General features: G+C 34.3%; 16 protein-coding genes and 1 other RNA gene. 5 read left to right on the top strand and 12 right to left on the bottom strand.

Going from position 1 to position 20,824, the window contains the following annotated elements:
- Positions 1-27: 27 nt before the first annotated feature.
- Positions 28-425, bottom strand: a transfer-messenger RNA (tmRNA) gene (ssrA, locus tag N4T20_RS20160).
- Between the two features lie 181 nt (positions 426-606).
- Positions 607-1,809, bottom strand: coding sequence for a serine hydrolase domain-containing protein (locus N4T20_RS20155; protein WP_260670849.1), 1,203 nt, complete (start codon positions 1,807-1,809; stop codon positions 607-609).
- A 241-nt stretch (positions 1,810-2,050) separates the two neighbouring features.
- Between N4T20_RS20155 and N4T20_RS20150 the strand changes: the two genes are divergently transcribed.
- A complete protein-coding gene (locus N4T20_RS20150) occupies positions 2,051-3,253 on the top strand; it encodes an NAD(P)-dependent oxidoreductase (RefSeq protein WP_260670848.1) in 1,203 nt (400 codons plus the stop codon).
- A 185-nt stretch (positions 3,254-3,438) separates the two neighbouring features.
- On the opposite strand, the gene fumC is transcribed toward N4T20_RS20150, so the two are convergent.
- The 3 genes from fumC to arsC all read right to left on the bottom strand — a co-directional run bounded on the left by fumC (position 3,439) and on the right by arsC (position 8,697).
- Complete coding sequence (fumC, locus tag N4T20_RS20145; RefSeq protein ID WP_260670847.1) at positions 3,439-4,824, bottom strand: class II fumarate hydratase; 1,386 nt, start codon at positions 4,822-4,824, stop codon at positions 3,439-3,441.
- Positions 4,825-5,755: 931 nt separating this feature from the next.
- Positions 5,756-8,260 carry an outer membrane beta-barrel family protein gene (locus N4T20_RS20140; RefSeq protein ID WP_260670846.1) on the bottom strand — a complete coding sequence of 835 codons (2,505 nt, stop codon included), beginning with the start codon at positions 8,258-8,260 and terminating at the stop codon, positions 5,756-5,758.
- 92 nt (positions 8,261-8,352) lie between these two features.
- Positions 8,353-8,697 carry an arsenate reductase (glutaredoxin) gene (gene arsC / locus N4T20_RS20135; RefSeq protein WP_260670845.1) on the bottom strand — a complete coding sequence of 115 codons (345 nt, stop codon included), beginning with the start codon at positions 8,695-8,697 and terminating at the stop codon, positions 8,353-8,355.
- Between the two features lie 115 nt (positions 8,698-8,812).
- On the opposite strand from arsC, the gene N4T20_RS20130 reads away from it, so the two are divergent.
- Both N4T20_RS20130 and N4T20_RS20125 read left to right on the top strand, forming a co-directional pair.
- The gene (locus tag N4T20_RS20130; RefSeq protein WP_260670844.1) at positions 8,813-9,745 is read left to right on the top strand and encodes a CPBP family intramembrane glutamic endopeptidase; all 933 of its coding nucleotides are present in this window, start codon (positions 8,813-8,815) and stop codon (positions 9,743-9,745) included.
- 4 nt (positions 9,746-9,749) lie between these two features.
- Entirely contained in the window at positions 9,750-10,793 is a 1,044-nt protein-coding gene (locus N4T20_RS20125; protein WP_260670843.1) for an AMP-binding protein, read from the top strand.
- Between the two features lie 174 nt (positions 10,794-10,967).
- Here the strand turns inward: N4T20_RS20125 and N4T20_RS20120 are convergent, their stop codons facing one another.
- The 3 genes from N4T20_RS20120 to N4T20_RS20110 all read right to left on the bottom strand — a co-directional run bounded on the left by N4T20_RS20120 (position 10,968) and on the right by N4T20_RS20110 (position 15,723).
- Entirely contained in the window at positions 10,968-12,182 is a 1,215-nt protein-coding gene (locus N4T20_RS20120; protein WP_260670842.1) for an RsmB/NOP family class I SAM-dependent RNA methyltransferase, read from the bottom strand.
- A gap of 135 nt (positions 12,183-12,317) precedes the next feature.
- Complete coding sequence (locus N4T20_RS20115; protein WP_260670841.1) at positions 12,318-14,291, bottom strand: KUP/HAK/KT family potassium transporter; 1,974 nt, start codon at positions 14,289-14,291, stop codon at positions 12,318-12,320.
- Positions 14,292-14,424: 133 nt separating this feature from the next.
- The gene (locus N4T20_RS20110; RefSeq protein WP_260670840.1) at positions 14,425-15,723 is read right to left on the bottom strand and encodes a hypothetical protein; all 1,299 of its coding nucleotides are present in this window, start codon (positions 15,721-15,723) and stop codon (positions 14,425-14,427) included.
- A 252-nt stretch (positions 15,724-15,975) separates the two neighbouring features.
- On the opposite strand from N4T20_RS20110, the gene N4T20_RS20105 reads away from it, so the two are divergent.
- Positions 15,976-17,037, top strand: a complete 1,062-nt coding sequence (locus N4T20_RS20105) for an oxidoreductase (RefSeq protein WP_260670839.1) — start codon at positions 15,976-15,978, stop codon at positions 17,035-17,037.
- Positions 17,038-17,107: 70 nt separating this feature from the next.
- On the opposite strand, the gene N4T20_RS20100 is transcribed toward N4T20_RS20105, so the two are convergent.
- From N4T20_RS20100 to N4T20_RS20085, 4 genes are all read right to left on the bottom strand, one after another.
- Positions 17,108-17,566 (bottom strand): sensor of ECF-type sigma factor, encoded by a 459-nt coding sequence (locus N4T20_RS20100; RefSeq protein WP_260670838.1) that lies wholly within the window; start codon positions 17,564-17,566, stop codon positions 17,108-17,110.
- 31 nt (positions 17,567-17,597) lie between these two features.
- Positions 17,598-18,017, bottom strand: coding sequence for a hypothetical protein (locus tag N4T20_RS20095; RefSeq protein WP_260670837.1), 420 nt, complete (start codon positions 18,015-18,017; stop codon positions 17,598-17,600).
- 33 nt (positions 18,018-18,050) lie between these two features.
- On the bottom strand, positions 18,051-18,593 hold the full coding sequence (locus tag N4T20_RS20090; RefSeq protein WP_260670836.1) for an RNA polymerase sigma factor: 543 nt from the start codon (positions 18,591-18,593) through the stop codon (positions 18,051-18,053).
- 79 nt (positions 18,594-18,672) lie between these two features.
- A complete protein-coding gene (locus tag N4T20_RS20085) occupies positions 18,673-19,863 on the bottom strand; it encodes an SRPBCC family protein (protein WP_260670835.1) in 1,191 nt (396 codons plus the stop codon).
- Positions 19,864-20,282: 419 nt separating this feature from the next.
- Here N4T20_RS20085 and N4T20_RS20075 point away from each other — a divergent pair, with 419 nt between their 5' ends.
- Positions 20,283-20,663 carry a nucleoside triphosphate pyrophosphohydrolase family protein gene (locus tag N4T20_RS20075; RefSeq protein ID WP_198856490.1) on the top strand — a complete coding sequence of 127 codons (381 nt, stop codon included), beginning with the start codon at positions 20,283-20,285 and terminating at the stop codon, positions 20,661-20,663.
- The last annotated feature ends 161 nt before the right edge of the window (positions 20,664-20,824 follow it).

Below are 20,824 nucleotides of genomic sequence, written 5' to 3'. Positions count from 1 at the left end.
CTGTAAACAAAGAGTTTACAGGCTTTTTTGTGGAGTCGCCGGGAATCGAACCCGGGTCCAAACAAGCAACTAAAGAGCTTTCTACACGCTTATTTCCTGATTGAATTTTCGATGTTGAGCTAGGCCAGAAACAACCACCCAACACTTATCTTCTTAAATTTCGAAATCCACCCGAAGCTCATGGAAATCTAGGTTTATTTTTACGGTTCCCCTTGACGGAACGCCACAAACCAAGGCTTTCCAGGAGAATCCAGCTTCCCTACCTTGTAGAGACGTGGCGTAATCTTACTATGATTCGGATTATGCAGCTAAAGCGTAATTATTTTCGCCGTGTAAAAGTTCGAGATCTTATATTTACGAGCAAGGTCTCAATGCTCGACGTGCTTACTGTTCAATTCGACTTGCTGTCAAAACCAGTCGACCCCAAAAATAAGTCTGCAAATTTATACTATTTGAAATTACTTTCTGCTAAAATTTTTAAAAAAAAGTCATAAAGTCGAAAGTCAAAAGTCCAAAGTCGAAAGTCGAAAGTCAAAATTCGAAAGTCAAGATTGGGAGTTGTTTTAAGACTTTCTGACTTTTGACTTTCGACTTTATGACTATATTTTACTCTTCGTCTTTAAAATTAAAAGGATAATCTCCAAAAATTGGAGCTAGTTTGCGAACTGCATAAGTATTTCTAGTCATCTTGTTAGATAACGCAATTATCGTAACTCCTTCTTTCATCAAAGTAATGTAAGATGAGGTGTTTCCGTGCCACCAGCCATTATGAAAATAGAAATTCTGTCCCGTTTCCCAATTAATCATTCTAATTCCTAGACCATAATTTTTTGTCCCTTTACGCTCGTTGCTGTAGCCCGTGTATACTTGTTTCAATAATTCAGGTTTTAAGAAATCTGGCGATTGTCTGGCGCGATCAAATTTTAAAAGATCTCGTGCTGTCGAAAATACATTTTTGTCCCCATAAACATTATCCAAATAATCAAAGCCAATTTCTACACCATTACCTTTATAAGAAGGAACAATTTTTTTTCTGTCTTTGTCGTCATCAAAAACGTAAGTATGAGTCATTCCAAGAGGCTTAAAAATCATTTCAGACATTGCTTCTTTATAGCTTAAACCCGTAATTTTTTCGATAATAAGAGCCAGCATTGCATAATTGGTATTGCAATAGCTAAAACGAGTTCCAGTTCTAGATTCTAAACCAATATCTTTTGTAGCAAGAATATCTAAAATGTCTTTATTAGTCAATTGGTTATGTCTATCCCAAATCGATTTGTCACGATCTGTAAAATAAGCATAATTGCGCATTCCAGTGCGATGATCCAATAGCATTCTGATGGTGCATTCTTCGTAAGGGAACGTTTTTAATATAGTATTTACTTTCTGATCTAAGTCAATTTTACCTGCGTTTACCAATTTTAAAACTGCTGTCGCAGTCAGAACTTTACTTACAGAGGCAATTTGTACAGGTGTTTCAGGCGTTATTTTGGTTCCTTCATTTTTATTGGCAAAACCATTATATTTTTCAAATAAAATTTGTCCATTTTTGGCCACTAAGAAGCTTCCGTTCATAGTATTATTTGGCCAGTTTTTATTATAAAAGTGATTTATTCTGCCGACAACCGAGTTTTTATACGCCTGAGAAACTTTTGGTTCTGGGCCTAACGGCTTCATTTTAGGTAATGTATCTTCGACTGTCTGAGTAGTATCTGTTGCTGTTTTTTTGTTTTGACCACAAGAACTTAAAACAAGTATTGAAAAAAGTATTTGTGGTATCTTTGTTTTTTTAAGGAAAATCATTTGCATCGTTCTTTAAAAACAAATATATCGAATTCAATTTTGTTGTATTCTTGGTTCTGAGGCTTAAATTTGTGTTTTTTAACATATTTTTAAGAAAACTAAATTTTAGATAATTGTTTTTCAGCTTCTAACGGTTTTTAAACATTCTAAATAGAATTTTTGAAACAAAATTTTAACTAAATTTGTTATATTTGAAACAAATATGTTTTAAAAAGTTATATTATTTAATATTAAAAAATCAGTTTAAATGAAATTTGGAATCATAAAAGAGAGAAAAAACCCACCAGATAAAAGAGTTGTGTTTTCTCCAAATGAATTGACTAAGCTAAAACAGCTTTATCACGATGCATCTGTAAAAGTTGAAAGTTCTGATATAAGAATTTTTTCTGATGACGATTATAAAAATATGGGAATTACTGTCGCAGATACTGTTTCTGATTGCAATGTTTTATTTGGCGTAAAAGAAGTTCCTGTAGAAAATTTGATTCCAAATAAGGCCTATTTCTTTTTTTCTCATACAATTAAAAAACAGCCTCATAATAGAAAATTGCTTCAAGCGATTTTGGAGAAAAATATTGATTTATATGATCACGAAACGATTGTAGATGAGCATGACCGCCGTTTAATTGGTTTCGGAAAATATGCCGGAATGGTTGGGGTTTATAACGGCATTAGAGCTTTCGGAATTAAATTCGAATTGTTCAAACTTCCAAAAGCTGAAACACTTTCTGGAAAAGAAGATTTGATAAAGCATTTGAAACGCATTACCATGCCAGCTCTAAAATTTGTTGTTACAGGAACAGGAAAGGTGGGGAGTGGAGCAAAAGAAATTCTAGATGCTATAAAAGTAAAAGAAATTACGATTGATAATTATTTGACTAAAAAATATGCTCAGGCTGTTTATGTGCAACTTGATGTTTTGGAGTACAATAGAAGGAAAGATGGTCAGGTGTTAGATTTTGTAGATTTTGTAAATCACCCAGAAGAGTACGAGTCCGATTTTGAAAGGTTTACAAAAGTATCTGATATTTATTTTGCAGGACATTTTTATGCAAGCAATGCACCAATGATTTTAACAAAAGAAATGTTGAATGCAAGCGATTGCAAATTGAAAGTTGTAGCCGATATTTCTTGCGATGTTAATGGGCCAATTGCCTGCACGGTGCGTTCGTCAACAATAGAAGAACCTTTATATGGTTATTTTCCGTTAGAAGATCGCGAAGTAGATTTCTTTCATCCAGCTGCGGTTGCAGTAATGGCAGTTGATAATTTGCCTTGCGAAATTCCAAAAGATGCCAGTGAAGGCTTTGGTGAGCAATTTATGGAACACGTTATTCCAGCTTTCTTCAACGGTGATAAAGACGGAATACTAAAACGCGCCAAAATCACTGAAAATGGAAAATTGACAGAAAGATTTAGTTATTTGCAGGATTATGTTGATGGGAAATAATTGTGAATTGTGAATTATAAATTGAAAAGCCTGAAATTGATATTTCAGGCTTTTGTTTTGTCGCCCTGAGCGAAGTCGAAGTCTTCTTACGTCTGAAGCCCTTCGACTTCGCTCAGTCTGGCAACGGATCATTTTTTTCATAATGGAGATAATTAATAATTAACCATTCACAATTTACAATTAAATCAAACCATATCTTCAGGCTTTACCCAAGCATCAAAATCTTCTGGGGTTACATAACCGAGACGAACAGCTTCTGCTTTTAAAGTAGTTCCGTTTTTGTGAGCGGTTTGGGCAATTTCTGCGGCTTTGTAATAGCCAATTTTAGTATTTAACGCCGTAACGAGCATTAACGAATTATCAACTAATTCTTTGATGCGTTTGTGATTTGGTTCGATTCCTTGAGCGCAATGTTCGTCAAAAGAAACACAGGCATCTCCTAACAATTGAGCCGATTGTAAAAAGTTGGCAGCCATAACAGGTTTGAAAACATTCAATTCGTAATGGCCTTGCATACCGCCAACAGCAATTGCCATATCATTTCCGATAACTTGTGCGCAAACCATTGTTAAGGCTTCGCATTGGGTCGGATTTACTTTTCCTGGCATGATAGAAGACCCCGGTTCATTTTCAGGAATATGGATTTCACCAATTCCAGAACGCGGACCAGAAGCTAGCATTCTCACATCGTTGGCAATTTTGTTTAATGAAACAGCCAGTTGTTTTAAAGCTCCGTGAGTTTCGACAATTGCATCGTGTGCGGCCAGCGCTTCAAACTTGTTTTCTGCGGTCACAAAAGGATGTTTTGTGAATTTGGCAATATATTCTGCAACTTTTACGTCGTATCCTTTCGGGGTATTTAGTCCAGTTCCGACCGCTGTTCCTCCTAGTGCAATTTCTGATAAATGGGCTAAGGTGTTTTTTAATGCTTTTAAACCAAATGCCAATTGAGCTGCGTAGCCAGAAATTTCTTGGCCAAGTGTTAATGGCGTTGCATCCATTAAGTGTGTGCGCCCGATTTTGACAACGTCTTTATATTCTGCTGCTTTTTTAGCTAAAGTAGCATGAAGTTTTTCTACTCCGGGAATAGTAGTTTCTACGACCATTTTATAAGCTGCAATGTGCATTCCGGTTGGGAAAGTATCGTTTGAAGATTGCGATTTATTGACATCGTCATTGGCTTTTATGAATTGCTCGCCTTCACCAATTTCGAAGCCTTTGAGAACCTGTGCGCGGTTGGCAATTACTTCGTTTACATTCATGTTGCTTTGCGTTCCAGAACCAGTCTGCCAGATTACGAGAGGAAACTGATCGTCTAGTTTTCCTTCAAGAATTTCGTCGCAGACTGCAGCGATCGCATCTCGTTTTTCGATTGGTAAAACGCCTAAATCATAATTGGCATAAGCGGCTGCTTTTTTTAGATAGGCAAAACCTTCTATGATTTCTTTTGGCATTGATGCTGCGGGTCCAATTTTAAAATTATTTCTAGAGCGTTCTGTTTGTGCGCCCCAATATTTATCGGCTGGGACTTGAACTTCGCCCATAGTGTCTTTTTCTATTCTGTATTTCATTATGTGGGATGTAAAATGTTATTTGTAAAATGTGATATGTTGTTATGATGTTAAATAGAACACGGATAACGTTGATTTACTTCGTAAAGCCGCGGACTGAAACGGATTTTTTATTTTTAAGATTAAGATTTCTTTTGAATACAGATGCCCTAGCCCCGATAGTAGTGAAAATCCTTTTGCTTTTTTCTTTAAAAAGCAAAAGATTGTAACGGATAGCGGGAAACAGCTCCTGAAAACACTCCTATTATTCTTTTTTGGACAGTGGAATAAAAAACGGTTAAAAAAGCTTATTTAAAATGAGTATAAATATACGGATAAATGTTATTTAACGAAAATTGATTTAGATTTTATTGCTGAGAAAAAATATATACCCTACATTTGTCGTAACATTCAAAAATTCCGGAAAACATGTTTGAATTTTCACAGTACTTAGGCTTTTTACTTTTCTTAACCATACTTACTATAGGGTTTTGGTTAATGTTTTTCTTAGTTGGTTTCGTATCTTACTGGGTTACGGGTGCTAGCTGGGAAATGATTAAAGAAAAGAGAGCCAGAAAAAGACAAGAAGAACAATCTATTTAATTTTAGATTGATGTCATAAAAAAAGAACCCAAAAGGTTCTTTTTTTTTTGTGCCAAAAAAAAGGAAATTCCAATATTTGAAATTCCAAATTCCAAATTGGATCGTATTTAAACCCAACAGGTTTTTAAAACCTGTTGGGTTTAATTATAAAATGAGAAATTCAATTTAATATAATTTGCGTTTAGAACTTTGTCAAAGTTTTAAACTTGGACAAAGTTGGATAATTAAGAATAGGCTTAAAAAGAAAAATTCCAAATCCCAATTGTAAAGTTGGAATTTGGAATTTTAATATTGAGTTTTCCAAAAAGAATTGGAATTTGGAATTTTTGATATTGGAATTTAAACAAGTTTATCCAGGAAAATCTCCGCCGCCTTCTCCGCCGCCGTCATTTCTTGGCTGTGCATTTTTGTCTCTTTCGCTTTTGGGTTTATTGAAACGGTAAGTGAATGATAAATTGAATTGGCGTTTACGGAATTGGAATTCGCTATATGAATTTACATCATCTAAATAGGTGTAAGATCTCATTTTTCTTGAATTAAATACGTCGCTAATGTTAAAAGCAATGGTTGCCTTGTCCTTCATGACGTCTTTACTGAAAGCAGTATTCATTCCAAATTGGCCTAAGTTTTTACCTTGAGCTGTTTTTTGCTCTCCGTTGTACATTGCCGTCAATTGCCAGTCAATTTTGTACGGAAGGGTAACTTTAGAGTTTACTCTTGCGAACCAAGAATTAGCTTGATTATCTAAATTTTGAACAATAACATTTCCACGCGTATCTGTGTAGCTGTGTTCTCCAGTTGTTTTTACGTTGAAAAAGTTGAAGTTGCTGTTTAATTTCCACCATTTGTATGGAGTGTAATTGAATGTAAATTCAAAACCAAATTTTTGCTCTTTTCCTAAGTTGATAGGCTGGCTTTTGATTATTGGCGTACCTTCAACAGTCTCGCCAGGCGCAGGAGTTACCACTTCGCCGTCAGGAGTTACAACATCTCCTGTAGGAGATCTTACAAAACTGAAAACATCTTTTGTGTCTTCAAAATAGGCAGATGTATTGAATGTTACTTTGTCCCATTTTTTGATGTATCCAATGTCGTATTTGTCTGTTAAAGAAGGATCTAAATCTGGGTTTCCTTGAAAAATATTAACATTGCTGGCATAGTTTACCGCAGGGTTCATGAAACGACCTCTTGGTCTAGACAAACGTTTGCTGTAGCTTGCAGAGAAGTTGCTTTGATCTGAGATTTCGTAACTAACAAAAGCACTTGGAAACAAGTTGTTGTATTTTTTAGTGTTGAAAACGCTGTTGTCTAATAAGTTAACATGAATATCTGTGTCTTCCCATCTTAAGCCAAATAAATAAGAGAATTTATTTACTTTGAAGCCATATTGCGTGTAAAGCGCGTTGATATTTTCTTTGTATTCTAAAGTATTAGATAAATTAGGGTTTTTTATAGAAACACCATCTACTAATGTAGCAACATAGTATTCATTATTCAAATCTCCGAAGCTTCCTTTATATCCTGCTTCAAACTGACCTCCTTTTCCTAATGGAAGAACATAATCTGCTTGAAATAATACTTGTTTTTGTATTTGGTCGTTTAGTGTATTATTGAAATTTGGTGAAGCTGTAATGGTGCTAAAACTGTCATCTGTATTTCTTGAAATAGAAAGATCTGCAGTAAGTTTATGTCCTTTATCGTTGAAATTTTTGATTAAGTTTGAAGTATACTCAAAGTTTTCACTTCCAGTATCTGCATCGTTTAAACGGTATGATGTTCCAGTATAAACACGATTGGCATCATAATTATAGTAATTGATCAAATCCCTGTCGTCACCAGTATTTTTTTGGTAGTTGATGGCATTTGTCCAGAATGTAGATGGCGTTATTGTCCATTCTACACCAGCTCTTCCATTAAAACCGTTTCTGATACGTTTTGTATCACGATCTTCATCTAAGAAATTTTTTGTTGTTTTATCTGGATTTAAATATTCAGAATTTGTCTTACCAGCTCCTTCTGTGGTTCTGTAGTTGTAGCCAGCAGTTGTAAAATAGTTTAGCTTCTCGGTTTTATAGTTCACATTGGCACTTAAGCCGTACGTTTCTGGTAAACCTGTTGAAGCAATAAAAGTTCCGTTAAAGCCTTGATTTTTACCTTTTTTAAGGATAATATTGATGATTCCTGAACCTCCTTCAGCATCGTAACGCGCTGATGGATTTGTAATTACTTCTACTTTGTCAATTGCATCTGCTGGAAGCTGTCTTAATGCTTCTGCTATATTTATGGCTTGAGAAGGTCTTCCGTCAATTAAAATGCGGATGTTGTCGCTTCCTCTCAAACTTACATTTCCTTCAGTATCAACAGAAACAGAAGGAACGTTGTCTAAAACATCACTAACGCTTCCGCCTTTTACAATCATATCTTGGCCAACATTGTAAACTTTCTTGTCGAGTTTAATTTCTACAGTTGATTTTTCAGCGCGAACTACCACTTCATTAAGTTGCGCAGCATCTTCTGATAAGTTTACAACGCCCAAATTGGTGTCGCCTTGAATGCTTTTTTGTTTAATTTCAGTCGATTTGAACGAAATAAACTCCACTTTTATGTCGTAAGTTCCAGGTGCAACTGCAACTTCAAATTCTCCTTTTGGATTTGTAATACCGCCAGCGACAACTTTGGTGTCATTTGGGGCAGTAAGCGAAATTGTAGCATACTCTAATGGTTGTTTGCTTACTTTCTCGAAAACTTTTCCGGTGACTTTTACTTTGGGTCTGCCTCCCGGACCTTGTTGAGAGTAATTGTAAAAACTTGTAAACAAGAATACAAGCAATACAGCAAATTTGATTTTTTTCATTTTTCTGGTTTTCTTTTTCTCTTTAGACCGCAAATGTAGTTTTTGGTTTAAAGCTAAAAATCACAAAAAAATGTTAACAGTATATTTTAGAATCAATCTAAAAAAGAAGCTACCAATTCTGGATCTCGGCCAATTATGGCTTTTCCGTCTTTTACCACAATCGGGCGTTCAATTAAAATAGGATTTTCTACCATTGCAGTTATGATTTCTTCATCAGTCAAAGTCTTGCCTTTAAAGTTTTCAATCCAGATTTTTTCTTTGGTTCTAATCAGCTGTATCGGCTCAAGATTTAATTGGCCTAATAATGTTTTTAACTCTTCAAAAGTAGGAGTTTCGGTTAAGTAAGGTATGATTTCAAAATCTTGGTTCGATTGTTCAATAAAAGCAAGGCAATTTCTTGATTTTCCGCATCTCGGATTGTGGTAAATTTGTATCATTTTGTTATTTTTAAATGTTCAAATATTCGTAAAATAAAAAAGGGGTATTTTAGCAATGCCAAAAGTAAGATTTACTTACCGAATTTGAATTCTCATTTTTTAAAATTTTAAATTTATGTTTTTAGAACAAGGGATTAAACCCGAAAATAAATTTTGGAAATATCTTTTAGGATCAGTCTTTATTATTTCAGCATCTTTTATAGGCCAAATTCCAATTACCCTAGCTGTATTTTATAAAACATTTACCGATCATATTGCTTTTCCGACAACAAATGAAGGGATAATGAAAATGTTTGAATCGAATACCACTCTTTTTTTGATAATGATTTCATTTGTTTTTGCTTTTGCAGGAATTTATTTTGTTGTAAAATATATTCATCATCAAACTATATTGTCCGTTACAACTTCAAGGCCTAAAGTAGACTGGAAAAGAATCTGGTTTTCTTTCTTTTTGTGGTCTTTTTTCTCGTTCCTCAGCTTTTTGTTTGTGTATCTAAAGGCGCCCGAACAATTTGTGTTTCAGTTTAAATTAATTCCTTTCTTGATATTGGCAGTTTTAGGAAGTGTATTGATTCCAATTCAGACTACTACTGAAGAATATGTCTTTAGAGGTTATCTCATGCAGGGATTTGCCAATTTAGCTCAAAACAGATGGTTTCCGCTGCTGATGACTTCTCTTATATTTGGCTCGATGCATTGGACAAATCCTGAAGTTGGCAAAATGGGGAATATCATAATGGTTTATTATATCGGAACGGGATTGTTTTTAGGGATTGTCACTTTGATGGATGAAGGAATGGAATTGGCACTCGGTTTTCATGCCGCAAACAATCTTGTTGGAGCTTTATTGGTGACTTCAGATTGGACCGTTTTTCAAACAAATTCAATATTTAAAGACCTTTCAGAACCGTCAGCAGGTATAGATGTAATTCTGCCTGTTGTTGTTATTTATCCTATTCTGTTGTTTATTTTTAGTAAAAAATACGGTTGGACAAATTGGAAGGAAAGGCTAACAGGAAAAATTAGTAATGTCAAATTAAATGCTTAAGAATATGCAAAACTTAACTCAAAATAACGTTCATAATTATTTTAAATTAAATGGCTATCATCTAAATGCAAAAGATTTGTGCCGTGTCGCTTATAGTTACATAAAAGAAGGCGATGCCTACGAACAGTCAATTGGAGAATTCTTCTTGGATTGGTTTGATAAAAAAGATTTTATAGAAATGACCACTTCTGGCACAACAGGTCTTCCAAAATTAGTCAGGCTCAAAAAGCAGGCTATGATTCAGTCGGCATTAGCAACGGGTGATTTTTTTGATTTGAAACCTGGCGATAAGGCTTTATTATGTCTGCCAACGCAGTTTATTGCGGGAAAAATGATGCTGGTAAGGAGTTTGATTTTAGGATTAGAATTGGATGTCGTTTCGCCAAGCCTGCATCCGCTGGAGTTAAATACGACTACCTACGATTTTGTAGCAATGGTGCCGCTTCAAGTTCAAAATTCTATAAAAGGGCTTTCTAAAGTGCGCAAACTTATTATTGGCGGTGCAAAATTAGATTCGGCTCTTGAAGAAAAACTTCTGCCTCTAAAAACAGAAATCTATGAAACATATGGAATGACCGAAACGATCACGCATATCGCAGCGAAACGTTTGGGCGATTCTGTTTTTTCGATTCTGCCGAATGTGAAAATTTCTCAAGACGATCGCAGCTGTCTGGTAATTCATGTGGCAACAATCTCAGACGAACCAATTGTTACGAATGATTTGGTAGAATTGCTGAATGAACAGCAGTTTAAATTTTTAGGAAGAATTGATAATGTAATCAATAGTGGAGGAGTGAAGCTGATTCCAGAACAGATAGAAGCTAAATTGATCGGAAAGATTGCCAACAGATTTTTTGTCACGGGACTTCCAGATACTACTTTAGGAGAAAAATTAGTTTTAGTCATCGAAGGAGAAAAACAAGAATTTGCTCCTGATTTCTTTGATGTTCTGGGGAAATACGAAAAGCCAAAAGAAATTGTTTTTGTCTCAAAATTCAAAGAGAACGAAAACGGAAAATTGCTACGCAAACCCACCCTTCAAGAGTAAAATTCCAATATTTTATCCCGAAGCTTCGGGACCAAATTCCAACGTTTTGAGTTTAGAACTTTGTCAAAGTTTCAAACTTTGACAAAGTTGGACTAAAAAATAAAAAATCCCAAATTTCAATAACTCAGATTGAAATTTGGGATTTTAAATATTAAGCAATTCCAAGGTTGGAATTTATTTTTTACGTTCCAGTAAAGCCATATAAAATCCGTCAAAACCAGACTCTGAAGCTAACATTTTACGGTCTTCAATAAAAGTAAACTGCTTTCCGATTTCTGTTTTTAAGAACTTTTCTACCTGCTCTTGGTTTTCTGATGGAAGAACCGAACAGGTTGCATAAACTAATTTCCCGCCTGGCTTTACAATTTTAGAATAGCTTTCTAGAACTTCGCTCTGAACTTTACGAATGTTGTCGATAAATTCTGGCTGTAATTTCCATTTAGAATCAGGGTTTCTTTTCAAAACTCCCAATCCGCTGCAAGGTGCATCAATTAAAACGCGATCAGCTTTTTCGTGTAATTTTTTAATCACTTTTGTACTGTCGATAATGCGGTATTCAATATTAAATGCGCCGTTTCTTTTGGCTCTGAGTTTCAATTGTTTCAATTTGCTTTCGTACAAATCCATTGCAATCAGCTGTCCTTTATTTTCCATTAAAGAAGCCATATGCAATGTTTTTCCGCCCGCACCTGCACAAGTGTCAACCACACGCATACCAGGTTTTACGTCCAAAAATCCTGCAACCAATTGTGAATTGGCATCTTGAACTTCAAAAAGTCCCTGTTTGAAAGCATCTGTCAAAAATACATTGGCTCTTTCTTTTAAAACAAGAGCATCTGGCTGGTCTTTTAAATATTCTGTTTCAATATTTAAATCCATTAAAGTATTTCTAAGGCTTTCTTTGGTTCCTTTTAAAGTATTAGTTCTCAAAATAACTTTTGCCGGCTGATTTTGTGCAGCAATTTCTTTTGCCCAAACTTTTTCTCCAAGTTCTTTCACACCCAATTCATCCATCCAATCTGGAATAGATTCTTTAATTGCTCTAGTTTTTGATAATTCGTCAAAACGCCCTTTGATTTTTCTTTCAGGAGTTCCTTCCAGTTGTCTCCAATCTGGAATTGGGTAACCGCGTAAAACAGCCCAAACGGCAAACATTCTCCATAGATTGTCTCTGTCGTAAGGTTCTTTTACTTCGGCAATTTCAGCGTATAATCGTTTCCAGCGAACAATTTCGTATATCGTTTCAGCAACAAATTTCCTGTCAGAACTTCCCCAACGTTTGTCTTTTTTTAATGCTCTGGCTACCACTTTATCAGCATATTCTCCTTCGTTGAAAATTGCATTCAAAGAGTCAATGGTAGTATAAACTAAATTTCTGTGTAATCTCATTTCTATAATTTGAGTTGCAAAGGTACTATTAATTGATTGAAAGTTAAATTTTTAATACCGAATCTTGTTCCGACTCGCATTAAAAGAAAAAAACACTCCATATTAGAGTGTTTTTTTGAATTATTTAAAAGTGTATTATTTTGTAATACGCGTTAATCCAATGTTTTCTGGAGCGTGAAGCACCATTGGGAATTTCTCTATTTTAACAGAACTGCTGTCTAGACCAAAAGCTCTTTCTTCAGACAAACTCAGTTTTTTAATGAAGAAATAAGAATTCATGATAATGTTTTCATGCCATCTTAAATCGTTGTCGTTTGATAGGAATTTCTCAGACAATACAAATTTAAAGTCTCCAATAATATTGTTTTTGTTTAAAGATTCATAACGGCTCGTAATATCTACTTCGCCTCGTTTTACCATGTCTTTGATAACTTCTCTAAACATTAAATTGATTTTGGTTGGTTCTCTAAAACCTAAGTTGAAATCAATTCTGTAAATATCATCTTTAGCAATTTCAGTTACTTTATACTGTGTTTTGTATGGCTCAGTCAAAATATTTACGTGAACAAACCAATAAATATCGGCTCTTTTTGGACGTTTTTGAAGGATAGAATAAATGATTTTTTCCTCCAATTCATCCACACGATTCGCATTGGTCATATAAACCAAGTGCGTAGCATATTTTGGAATAGATAAATCTTGGCTTAACTCTACTAGAACTTGTTTGTAATCGTCAACTTTAACCACTTTCGTGTAGTTTTTGTTGATTTTCTTAGCCAAATACCAGATTGTCATTACAGAAATCAATAAACTCGCAATGATTAACGTTACATAACCGCCTTCTGCAAATTTGGTAATATTAGCAAAAAGGAAACTGAACTCAATCAACAGATAAATAGTGATCAACGGCACCATAAAGTACAGTTTTACACGTTTCATGATCAAGTAATAGTTTAACAGAATCGTTGTCATGATCATACATAAAATAATGGCAAGACCATACGCGTGTTCCATGTTTCCTGATTTCTCGAAATGCAAAACAATTCCAACACAGCCAAAAAACAACAGCCAGTTGATGGATGGAATGTATAATTGGCCTTTTACTTCTGTCGGATATTTGATTTTTACTTTTGGCCAGAAGTTCAGACGCATTGCTTCGTTAATTAATGTAAACGAACCAGAGATAAGCGCTTGTGAAGCAATTACCGCTGCAAGAGTTGCAACTACAATTCCGAAAGGTAAAAACCAATGCGGCATGATTAAGTAAAACGGATTTCCGTTTTCTCCGCCTAATTGCTGCAAAGTGCTTCCTTCGTGGTGGATTAAATAAGCTGCTTGACCAAAATAGTTTAAAACCAATGTCGCTTTTACAAACATCCAGCTGATTCTAATGTTTTTTCTTCCACAGTGACCCATGTCAGAATACAAAGCTTCGGCTCCAGTTGTACATAAGAATACGAAACCAAGAACGAAGAAACCGTCAGGATGTATCGATAATAAATGATAAGCGTAGTATGGATTAATCGCTTTGATAACTTCTGGGTAGTTAATTACTTGAATTGCCCCTAAGGTGCCTAGCATAGCAAACCAGATCAGCATCATCGGGGCAAAGAATTTACCAACCAATTTGGTTCCGAACTGCTGAATTGTAAATAAAACGAATAAAATGGTTATTACGATATACACAATGGTTTGGGTCTCCATTGTCGGGTAAAATGCCCTAATTCCTTCTACAGCAGAAGAAATTGAAATGGGAGGCGTAATAATTCCGTCTGCAAGCAGGGCGCTACCTCCAATAATTGCGGGAACTATGAGCCATTGAATTTTTGTTTTCTTGACCAATGCATACAAAGCAAAAATTCCTCCTTCACCATGGTTATCTGCACTTAAAGTAATAAGTACATATTTAATTGTAGTTTGTAATGTTAAGGTCCAAAACACACAAGAAATACCTCCTAGAACAATGTCGGCATTTATCGTGTGATCGCCCAAAATAGCCTTCATTACGTATAATGGAGAAGTACCAATATCTCCATAAATAATCCCTAAAGTAATCAATAAACCCCCAATAGACAACTTACTATGTAAGTTTTTATGCGATGCGCTCATGTATAATTTTATAAAAAGACGGTTGCAAATTTACTGTTTTAAAACAAATTAGCAGCAATTAAAATTAAAAAGATAAAAAAAAGCACAATCGTAAAATTGTGCTCTCTTTTTTGAGTATTATTTATTTTGAAAATTAACCTCTTCTTCCATAATTTCTAGAATTAGAACTGTTATCTCTTTGGCTTTGTCCGCCTCGAGATTCTTGGCCTCCTCTAGAAGATTCCTGGCTCACTCGTGGAGATTCTGAACGCTGGCTTTGTTGCGGTCTAGCAGAGTAATCTCTGTTTGAATTGCTAGATTGGTTTTCAGAATAGCTTCTTGAACTTCTTTCGGCTCTTGGAGCAGATGCTTCGCGTGTCGAATATCCTCTTGATGTACTTGAATTATTGCTATTTCCGTAATCTACTCTTTGAGTATTTTGTACTCTTGCGCTGTTTTCTGTTCTTTGAGGATTGTAGCCATTATTTGAATAACCGCCACGGTTTGTGCTTCTTTCTGTGCTTACGCTTTCAGAACTTCTGCCTGTAGAGTTGTATCCTCTATTGCTGTTGCTGCTTCTGTCTGCAGATGTTCTGTTTGTTGCATTTCTGTTTTCGGCGTATGTTCTGTTAGAATTTCCGTAGTCAGATGTTGTTCTTCCAGTATAATTTCTGTTGGTATTATATGTATTTCTATTAGCATCTCTGCTCGCTACACGTCTTTGGTCCAACTCGTATCTGTTTGTTGTGTTAGAATGTCTTTCGGCAAAGCTATAATTCGGACGCATTCTTTCGTACCCGTAAGTACGTCTTGTTTCATAAATAGCAGGAGCTCTGTAACTTCTTCTCACGTTTACATAGTTGTATGTATTGTGTACATTGATGCAAACATTAATGTTGTTTCTATATCTGTAAACTGGATAAGGTCTCCATGCGCTATAGTATGTTGGATAATATCCCCAATACCAAGTAGAATAGTAAGGTCTATAATTTGTTACCCAAAATGAGGTGTAAATTACAGGGACAACACTATAAACAGGTTCGTAAATATAATTTGCTCCATACAAGTAAGAGTTTCCAACAATTTGAACGCTAACTTTATTGTAATTGTCTCTTTCTACATCTATTGTAGCAACGTCTTGGTAAACATCACGATCTAAAACCGCTTGGATAATAACAACGTGAGTTCTGTTTTCAACACTTTCGATTACACGAAGATAATCTACTTCGTCGTCACCGTTAAGGTCAAGGTTTGATATTTGATATTTAGGATCATTCAAACGTCTTTCAAAATCTTGAAGGTTAGCAGATTCTCCAAACATCGAAGCAACTGCTCTTAAATCTAAATTATCGCTTATATCTGAGTTTTTTGCATATACAGTAGTTTGGCTTTGTGCAGCACAAGAACCAAAAAGTAAGGCAGTTATCGCTATAAAAAGTAAATTCGCTTTCATGGCTAATTTGTATTAAATTATTTTCTGTAATGAGATATTCAATTACTGTGCCACAAAATTTATGTGCTAAAATATAGTTATTAAAGTATTGGTTATTAGTTTGTTGTTGTTTGTTTGGAATTATTTGGAATGTTTTTTAGATAAATATCTGTAAATGAAATAACATATATTCTTCTCGAAAAAAATAAAGAAATTAATTTTCCATGTGGGAATTAATTGTATTTTAGCGTTAACCAAATTTTTAAGTTTCCTATGAAAAAACTCTCTTTATTTTGTGTTATTTTTATTTTATTGATGTCTTTTAGATCATTTAATAATAAAACTGATATTGTTTACAATAACGGCTTTACTTCAATGACAATTGATACATTATTTAAGGACAGAATTAGTATTAGAGCAATTCTTATTGATAAAAATAAAGTTTGGTACGGAGCAGATAATTCTCGTTTTGGTTGCTATGATTTGGATAAAAAAGAAAAATTCGAAGAGCATATTTATCGCGATACGCTCAAATTAGAATTTAGAAGCATCGCGCAAACCTCAAAAGATATTTTTTTATTGAGTGTGGCAAATCCAGCGCTTCTTTATTCAGTTTCAAAAAAGGACCGCAAGGTCAAATTGGTTTATAAAGAAGTTAATCCGAAAGTTTTTTACGATAGTATGCAGTTCTGGAACGATAAGGAAGGAATTGCGATTGGAGATCCAACAGAAGATACTTTTTCTATTATTGTTACTCGCGACGGCGGAGAAACTTGGACAAAACTGCTTTCTGATAAATTGCCAACAAATAGTACTGGAGAAGCTGCTTTTGCAGCCAGCAATACGAACATTGTTATAAAAGGTAATGATACTTGGCTAGTTTCGGGCGGGAAAAAAGCGCGTGTTTTTTATTCTCCTGACAAGGCAAAAACATGGAAAGTTGTAGAAACTCCAATTGTGCAGGGAAAACAAATGACAGGAATTTTTACTGCTGATTTTTATGATTCTAAGCAAGGTTTTATTGCTGGAGGAGATTATGATCTTCCTAATAATAAAGCCAATAATAAAGCTTTTACAAAAGATGGTGGCAAAACTTGGCAATTAATTGGCCAAAATATGGGATTTGGTTATGCATCATGCGTACAATATGTTCCTGGAGGCAATGGAAGAGAAATTGTTTGCGTAGGTTCTGAAGGAATACAATATTCTCAAAATGGAGGAGAAAACTGGATGCAGCTTTCTACAGATACCAAATTTTTCACTATTCGATTTGTGAACAGAAATACTGCCATCGCAGCTGGACATAACAAAGTGGTTAGGCTTAATTTTAAATAAAAAATAAGAACCCTAAATAATAAAGTAAGTATTATTATATAGGGTCCTTATCACTGTTGTATCGTTAAGTTTAATCCTTATTAGCTTTATCGCGGTATTGCTGCAATAATTTTCGATTAAAATCGTCTTCAGATTTTTTAAGCAATAGTATCTTTTTTGCAGGAAGCACTTTTTTCAGACTGCTCATGTATTTTTCGCGAAGCTGGTATATTTCTTTATCTGTACTTTCGATTTGAGATAGTAACGTTGCCGCTTCTTTATCTGAAAGGTTTTTAAGATTGTCATCTTTTAACTGTTTCAGATAAGTTTTCATTTTCAAATACTTCAATTCATACTGTTTATCGTCATAAGCATTATAAATTGGCCAAAACTTTTCGGCTTCAGTTGAAGTCAATTCTAATTCTGTAGTTAAAAATGACACTTTAAAAGCTTTAATCTTTTCACGCTTTTCATCAATTTTTCCATTTTGTGCAAAAATTGAAAAACTTGTCAGAAAGAGCAGTAGCGGTAAAATGTTTTTTATTTTCATTGTTAAGCTAAGTTGTTGAGTTAAGTTTGATTTAATTTTGTTCTGAAATTAAGTGTTCTAGGTTTGGACTTGTTGCCAAGATGTCTTCTAAGGTTTCATCTTCCAAAGTAACATCGTTGCCTAATTTTTCGATATCGCTGTCGTCTAATTTTTGTATCAAGTCGTACTGGCTTATATTCGAATGATAAGACAAATAATTTTCTAAAGTTGCTTCGTCAAGATCGTTTGAATTTGCTTTATAATTATTTATTGCAGGAATTAACAATGCAAAGCCAACTACGGCAGCTGCAGCCGTCCAAAGTGTTTTTTTACGTTTGTAAAAAGGAATTACTTTAACTTCTTTTTCGTTTAATTGCTGTAAAACCTTTTCTGAAAAATGATCAAAATAGTTTTCCGGAGTTTTAAAGCCGGATTTTATCTTGGGTTCGTTTTCTAATTTAAATGTTTTCATAATACTTATAAGACAGTTTTAGTTACAAAAGGTTTAATTTGATGTAACATATAATTCGATTTTTTTTACTGCGTGATGATAAGATGCTTTAAGAGCTCCGACGGATGTTCCTAAAATATCTGCAATTTCTTCATATTTTAATTCTTCAAAATATTTCATTTTGAAAACTAATTGCTGTTTTTCTGGAAGCGTTACAATTGCTTTTTGAAGTTTGATCTGAATTTCATCTCCGTCAAAATATAGGTCAGCTTTTAAGCCGTCTATTGTTTTGTTCTGCAGATCTTCAGACGTAATCCCGCTTAATTTTGCCTTTTGCGATAAAAAAGTCAAAGCTTCGTTGGTGGCAATACGATACATCCAGGAAAAAAGTTTGCTCTCTCCTTTAAAGTTTTTAAGATTTTGAAAGACTTTTACAAAAGTGTTCTGTAATACATCGTCGGCATCATCATGATTCAAAACGATGTTTCGAATATGAGAATACAAAGGTTTCTGATAATCAGACAAGAGTTTTTGAAACGCAATGTTTTGCGTTTCAGGGGTTAATAATTGTTTTATAAATTCTTTCTCGTCTATCAAACTTTTTGTTTTGTAAACTTACTTTAATGGAAGTTAGACAGAATTTAAAACAAAAGGTTTAATATGCTTTTGAAATTATTTAAAATTCTGAATCTTCTTCTTGTGCAGGTGTTTGCGCGGGAGCAGGTGCAGGTGCAGCTGGTTTGCGTTTTACAGGTTCTGTGCGCGGCTGTTCTGTACGAGGTTCGCTTGGAGTTTCTCCGCCAGCGCTTTCTGGAGTATAAACAGGTTCGGCAGCTACAGGAACTACTTTTGGTTTTATTGGAAAATAAATTTCGGTTACCAATTTTGAAGAAGCTTTTACATCCAATTTGCTTAATGTCAAAATTTCAAGATGCGACCAGCTTAAATCTGGAATAATCTTTTGATTGTTGATATAAGCTGTTGTTTTTGCAATAGCTTCGTTTCTATGAGAGTAATCTCCGTTAAGAGTTGTTTTTACAGCATCAAAACCATTTAGTTTTCCTGCTAAAATATCGCTTCCTGAGCTTGTTAAAATTTCTTTATTGATTGGAAGGCAAATCGAAATTTTGGCCAAACCAGTCTTAGTGTCATAGGTATGATAAATGATAAAAGGTTTTCCTACCGCAGATAAACCATTTGTTTCGCTAAAACGAATAAGCTTCGGAATTACAATTCTTGCATTTTTGCTTACTTTGGCAATTTCGCTGGTAAAAGTCTGCTTGATGTAAGGAGTTTCTGTTTTCTTAACCACTCCGTCTACTTTAACAGCATAAGTTTTGGTTTCGTAATCTAAATTTTTGTCAATATTGGCTAAACTTTTCTCATAGATAGTTCCAATAACTCGATCAGAACCCCCATGAAGAGCAGTGTATATTTTAAATAAAAAACTCATAGTTCCTTTTCCTTTCCAAGTAACTTTTGTTTTTCCGTTCAAAGTATCTTTTAAAGTCCAATTTACATCTGCTTCAGTACCGTCAAACTGCATTTTCTGATCGATGCTTTCTCCGTCTTTCGTTTTAAGGATAATAGAATTTCCTTTTCCTTCAGCACCATCCCAATAAAATGTAGCCCCATTTCCGCTGGTTTTATTAGCGTAGGTCATTTTAATTGTAGGATCTTCAACAGACCATGATTCAAAATCTTCGTAATTTCTAAAGTCGTTCAGATAATTATAAACTGTTGTACGAGGCGAATTGATAACTTTACTTCTTTCTACAGAAAAATCTCCTTTCTGTGTAGCAACAAAAACAGTAAGGGCAACAAAGCTTAAAAGTGCAAAAAGAAATAAATACTTTAGAATTTTCATGGTAGATTGTTTGGTTTCGGTAAAGTTATAAATTTTATTACGAGTCTTACTAATAACCCATAATTATTAGGTTTTATTTTATTGTAACCAGAATAATTTATCTTTTTAGAAAGATTTTAATTACGAACAAAAGGACAATGAAAAGCAGAAAGGCAAGCAATACTTTGTAATTTCCTTTGTAAAAGACTTTGTGTAATTTTAAATCTTTTCGATAAGCAAAAATCATAATGATTACAAAAGCGATAAAAAAGCATACTCCAAATAGTATTTGTCCTTGACTAAACATAGTTATAAAAATTTTTAGCAAATTTAGAGATTTGTAAACGATTTGCTGCTAAATTGCCTTTTCATTTCGTTCAATAAATTTTCAGATTTATAAGAAAGTGACTTAAATTAGCCAAAAAAAAGAAAACTACTATATGAAAAAACAACTTGATGCCGTTACAGAATTTCACACTGCTTTTAGAATTGGCCACAGCACGACTCCAAAGGCTGATGTGGGAGCAGAGAAAAAATTGCTTCGTTATAATTTAATGAAGGAAGAAAATGAGGAATATTATGAAGCGGTACAGAATAATGATTTGGTTGAAATTGCAGACGCGCTTGGAGATATGATGTATATCTTGTGCGGAACCATTATCGAGCACGGACTTCAAGATAAAATAGAAGCTGTTTTTGATGAAATTCAGCGCAGTAATATGAGTAAATTAGGAGAAGACGGACAGCCAATTTATCGTGAAGACGGAAAAGTGATGAAAGGGCCAAATTATTTTAAACCTGATTTTTCTAAATTATTTTAAGTGCTATAAAATTTAAACGCATAAAAACATAGTTTTAGATACTTAAAAAAGGCGTTTCACTTTTATAAATACACATAGCTCTATGTGTTAAGAAACATATTTCTTTTTGTGCTATTTTATAAAAACAAAAAATCTATGTTTCTATATGTTATAAAATCAAA

Source organism: Flavobacterium sp. TR2, from assembly GCF_025252405.1.
Taxonomy (GTDB): Bacteria; Bacteroidota; Bacteroidia; order Flavobacteriales; family Flavobacteriaceae; genus Flavobacterium.
The sequence above is the reverse complement of the archived record's forward strand: the minus strand, read 5'-3'. Positions and strand labels throughout refer to the sequence as shown.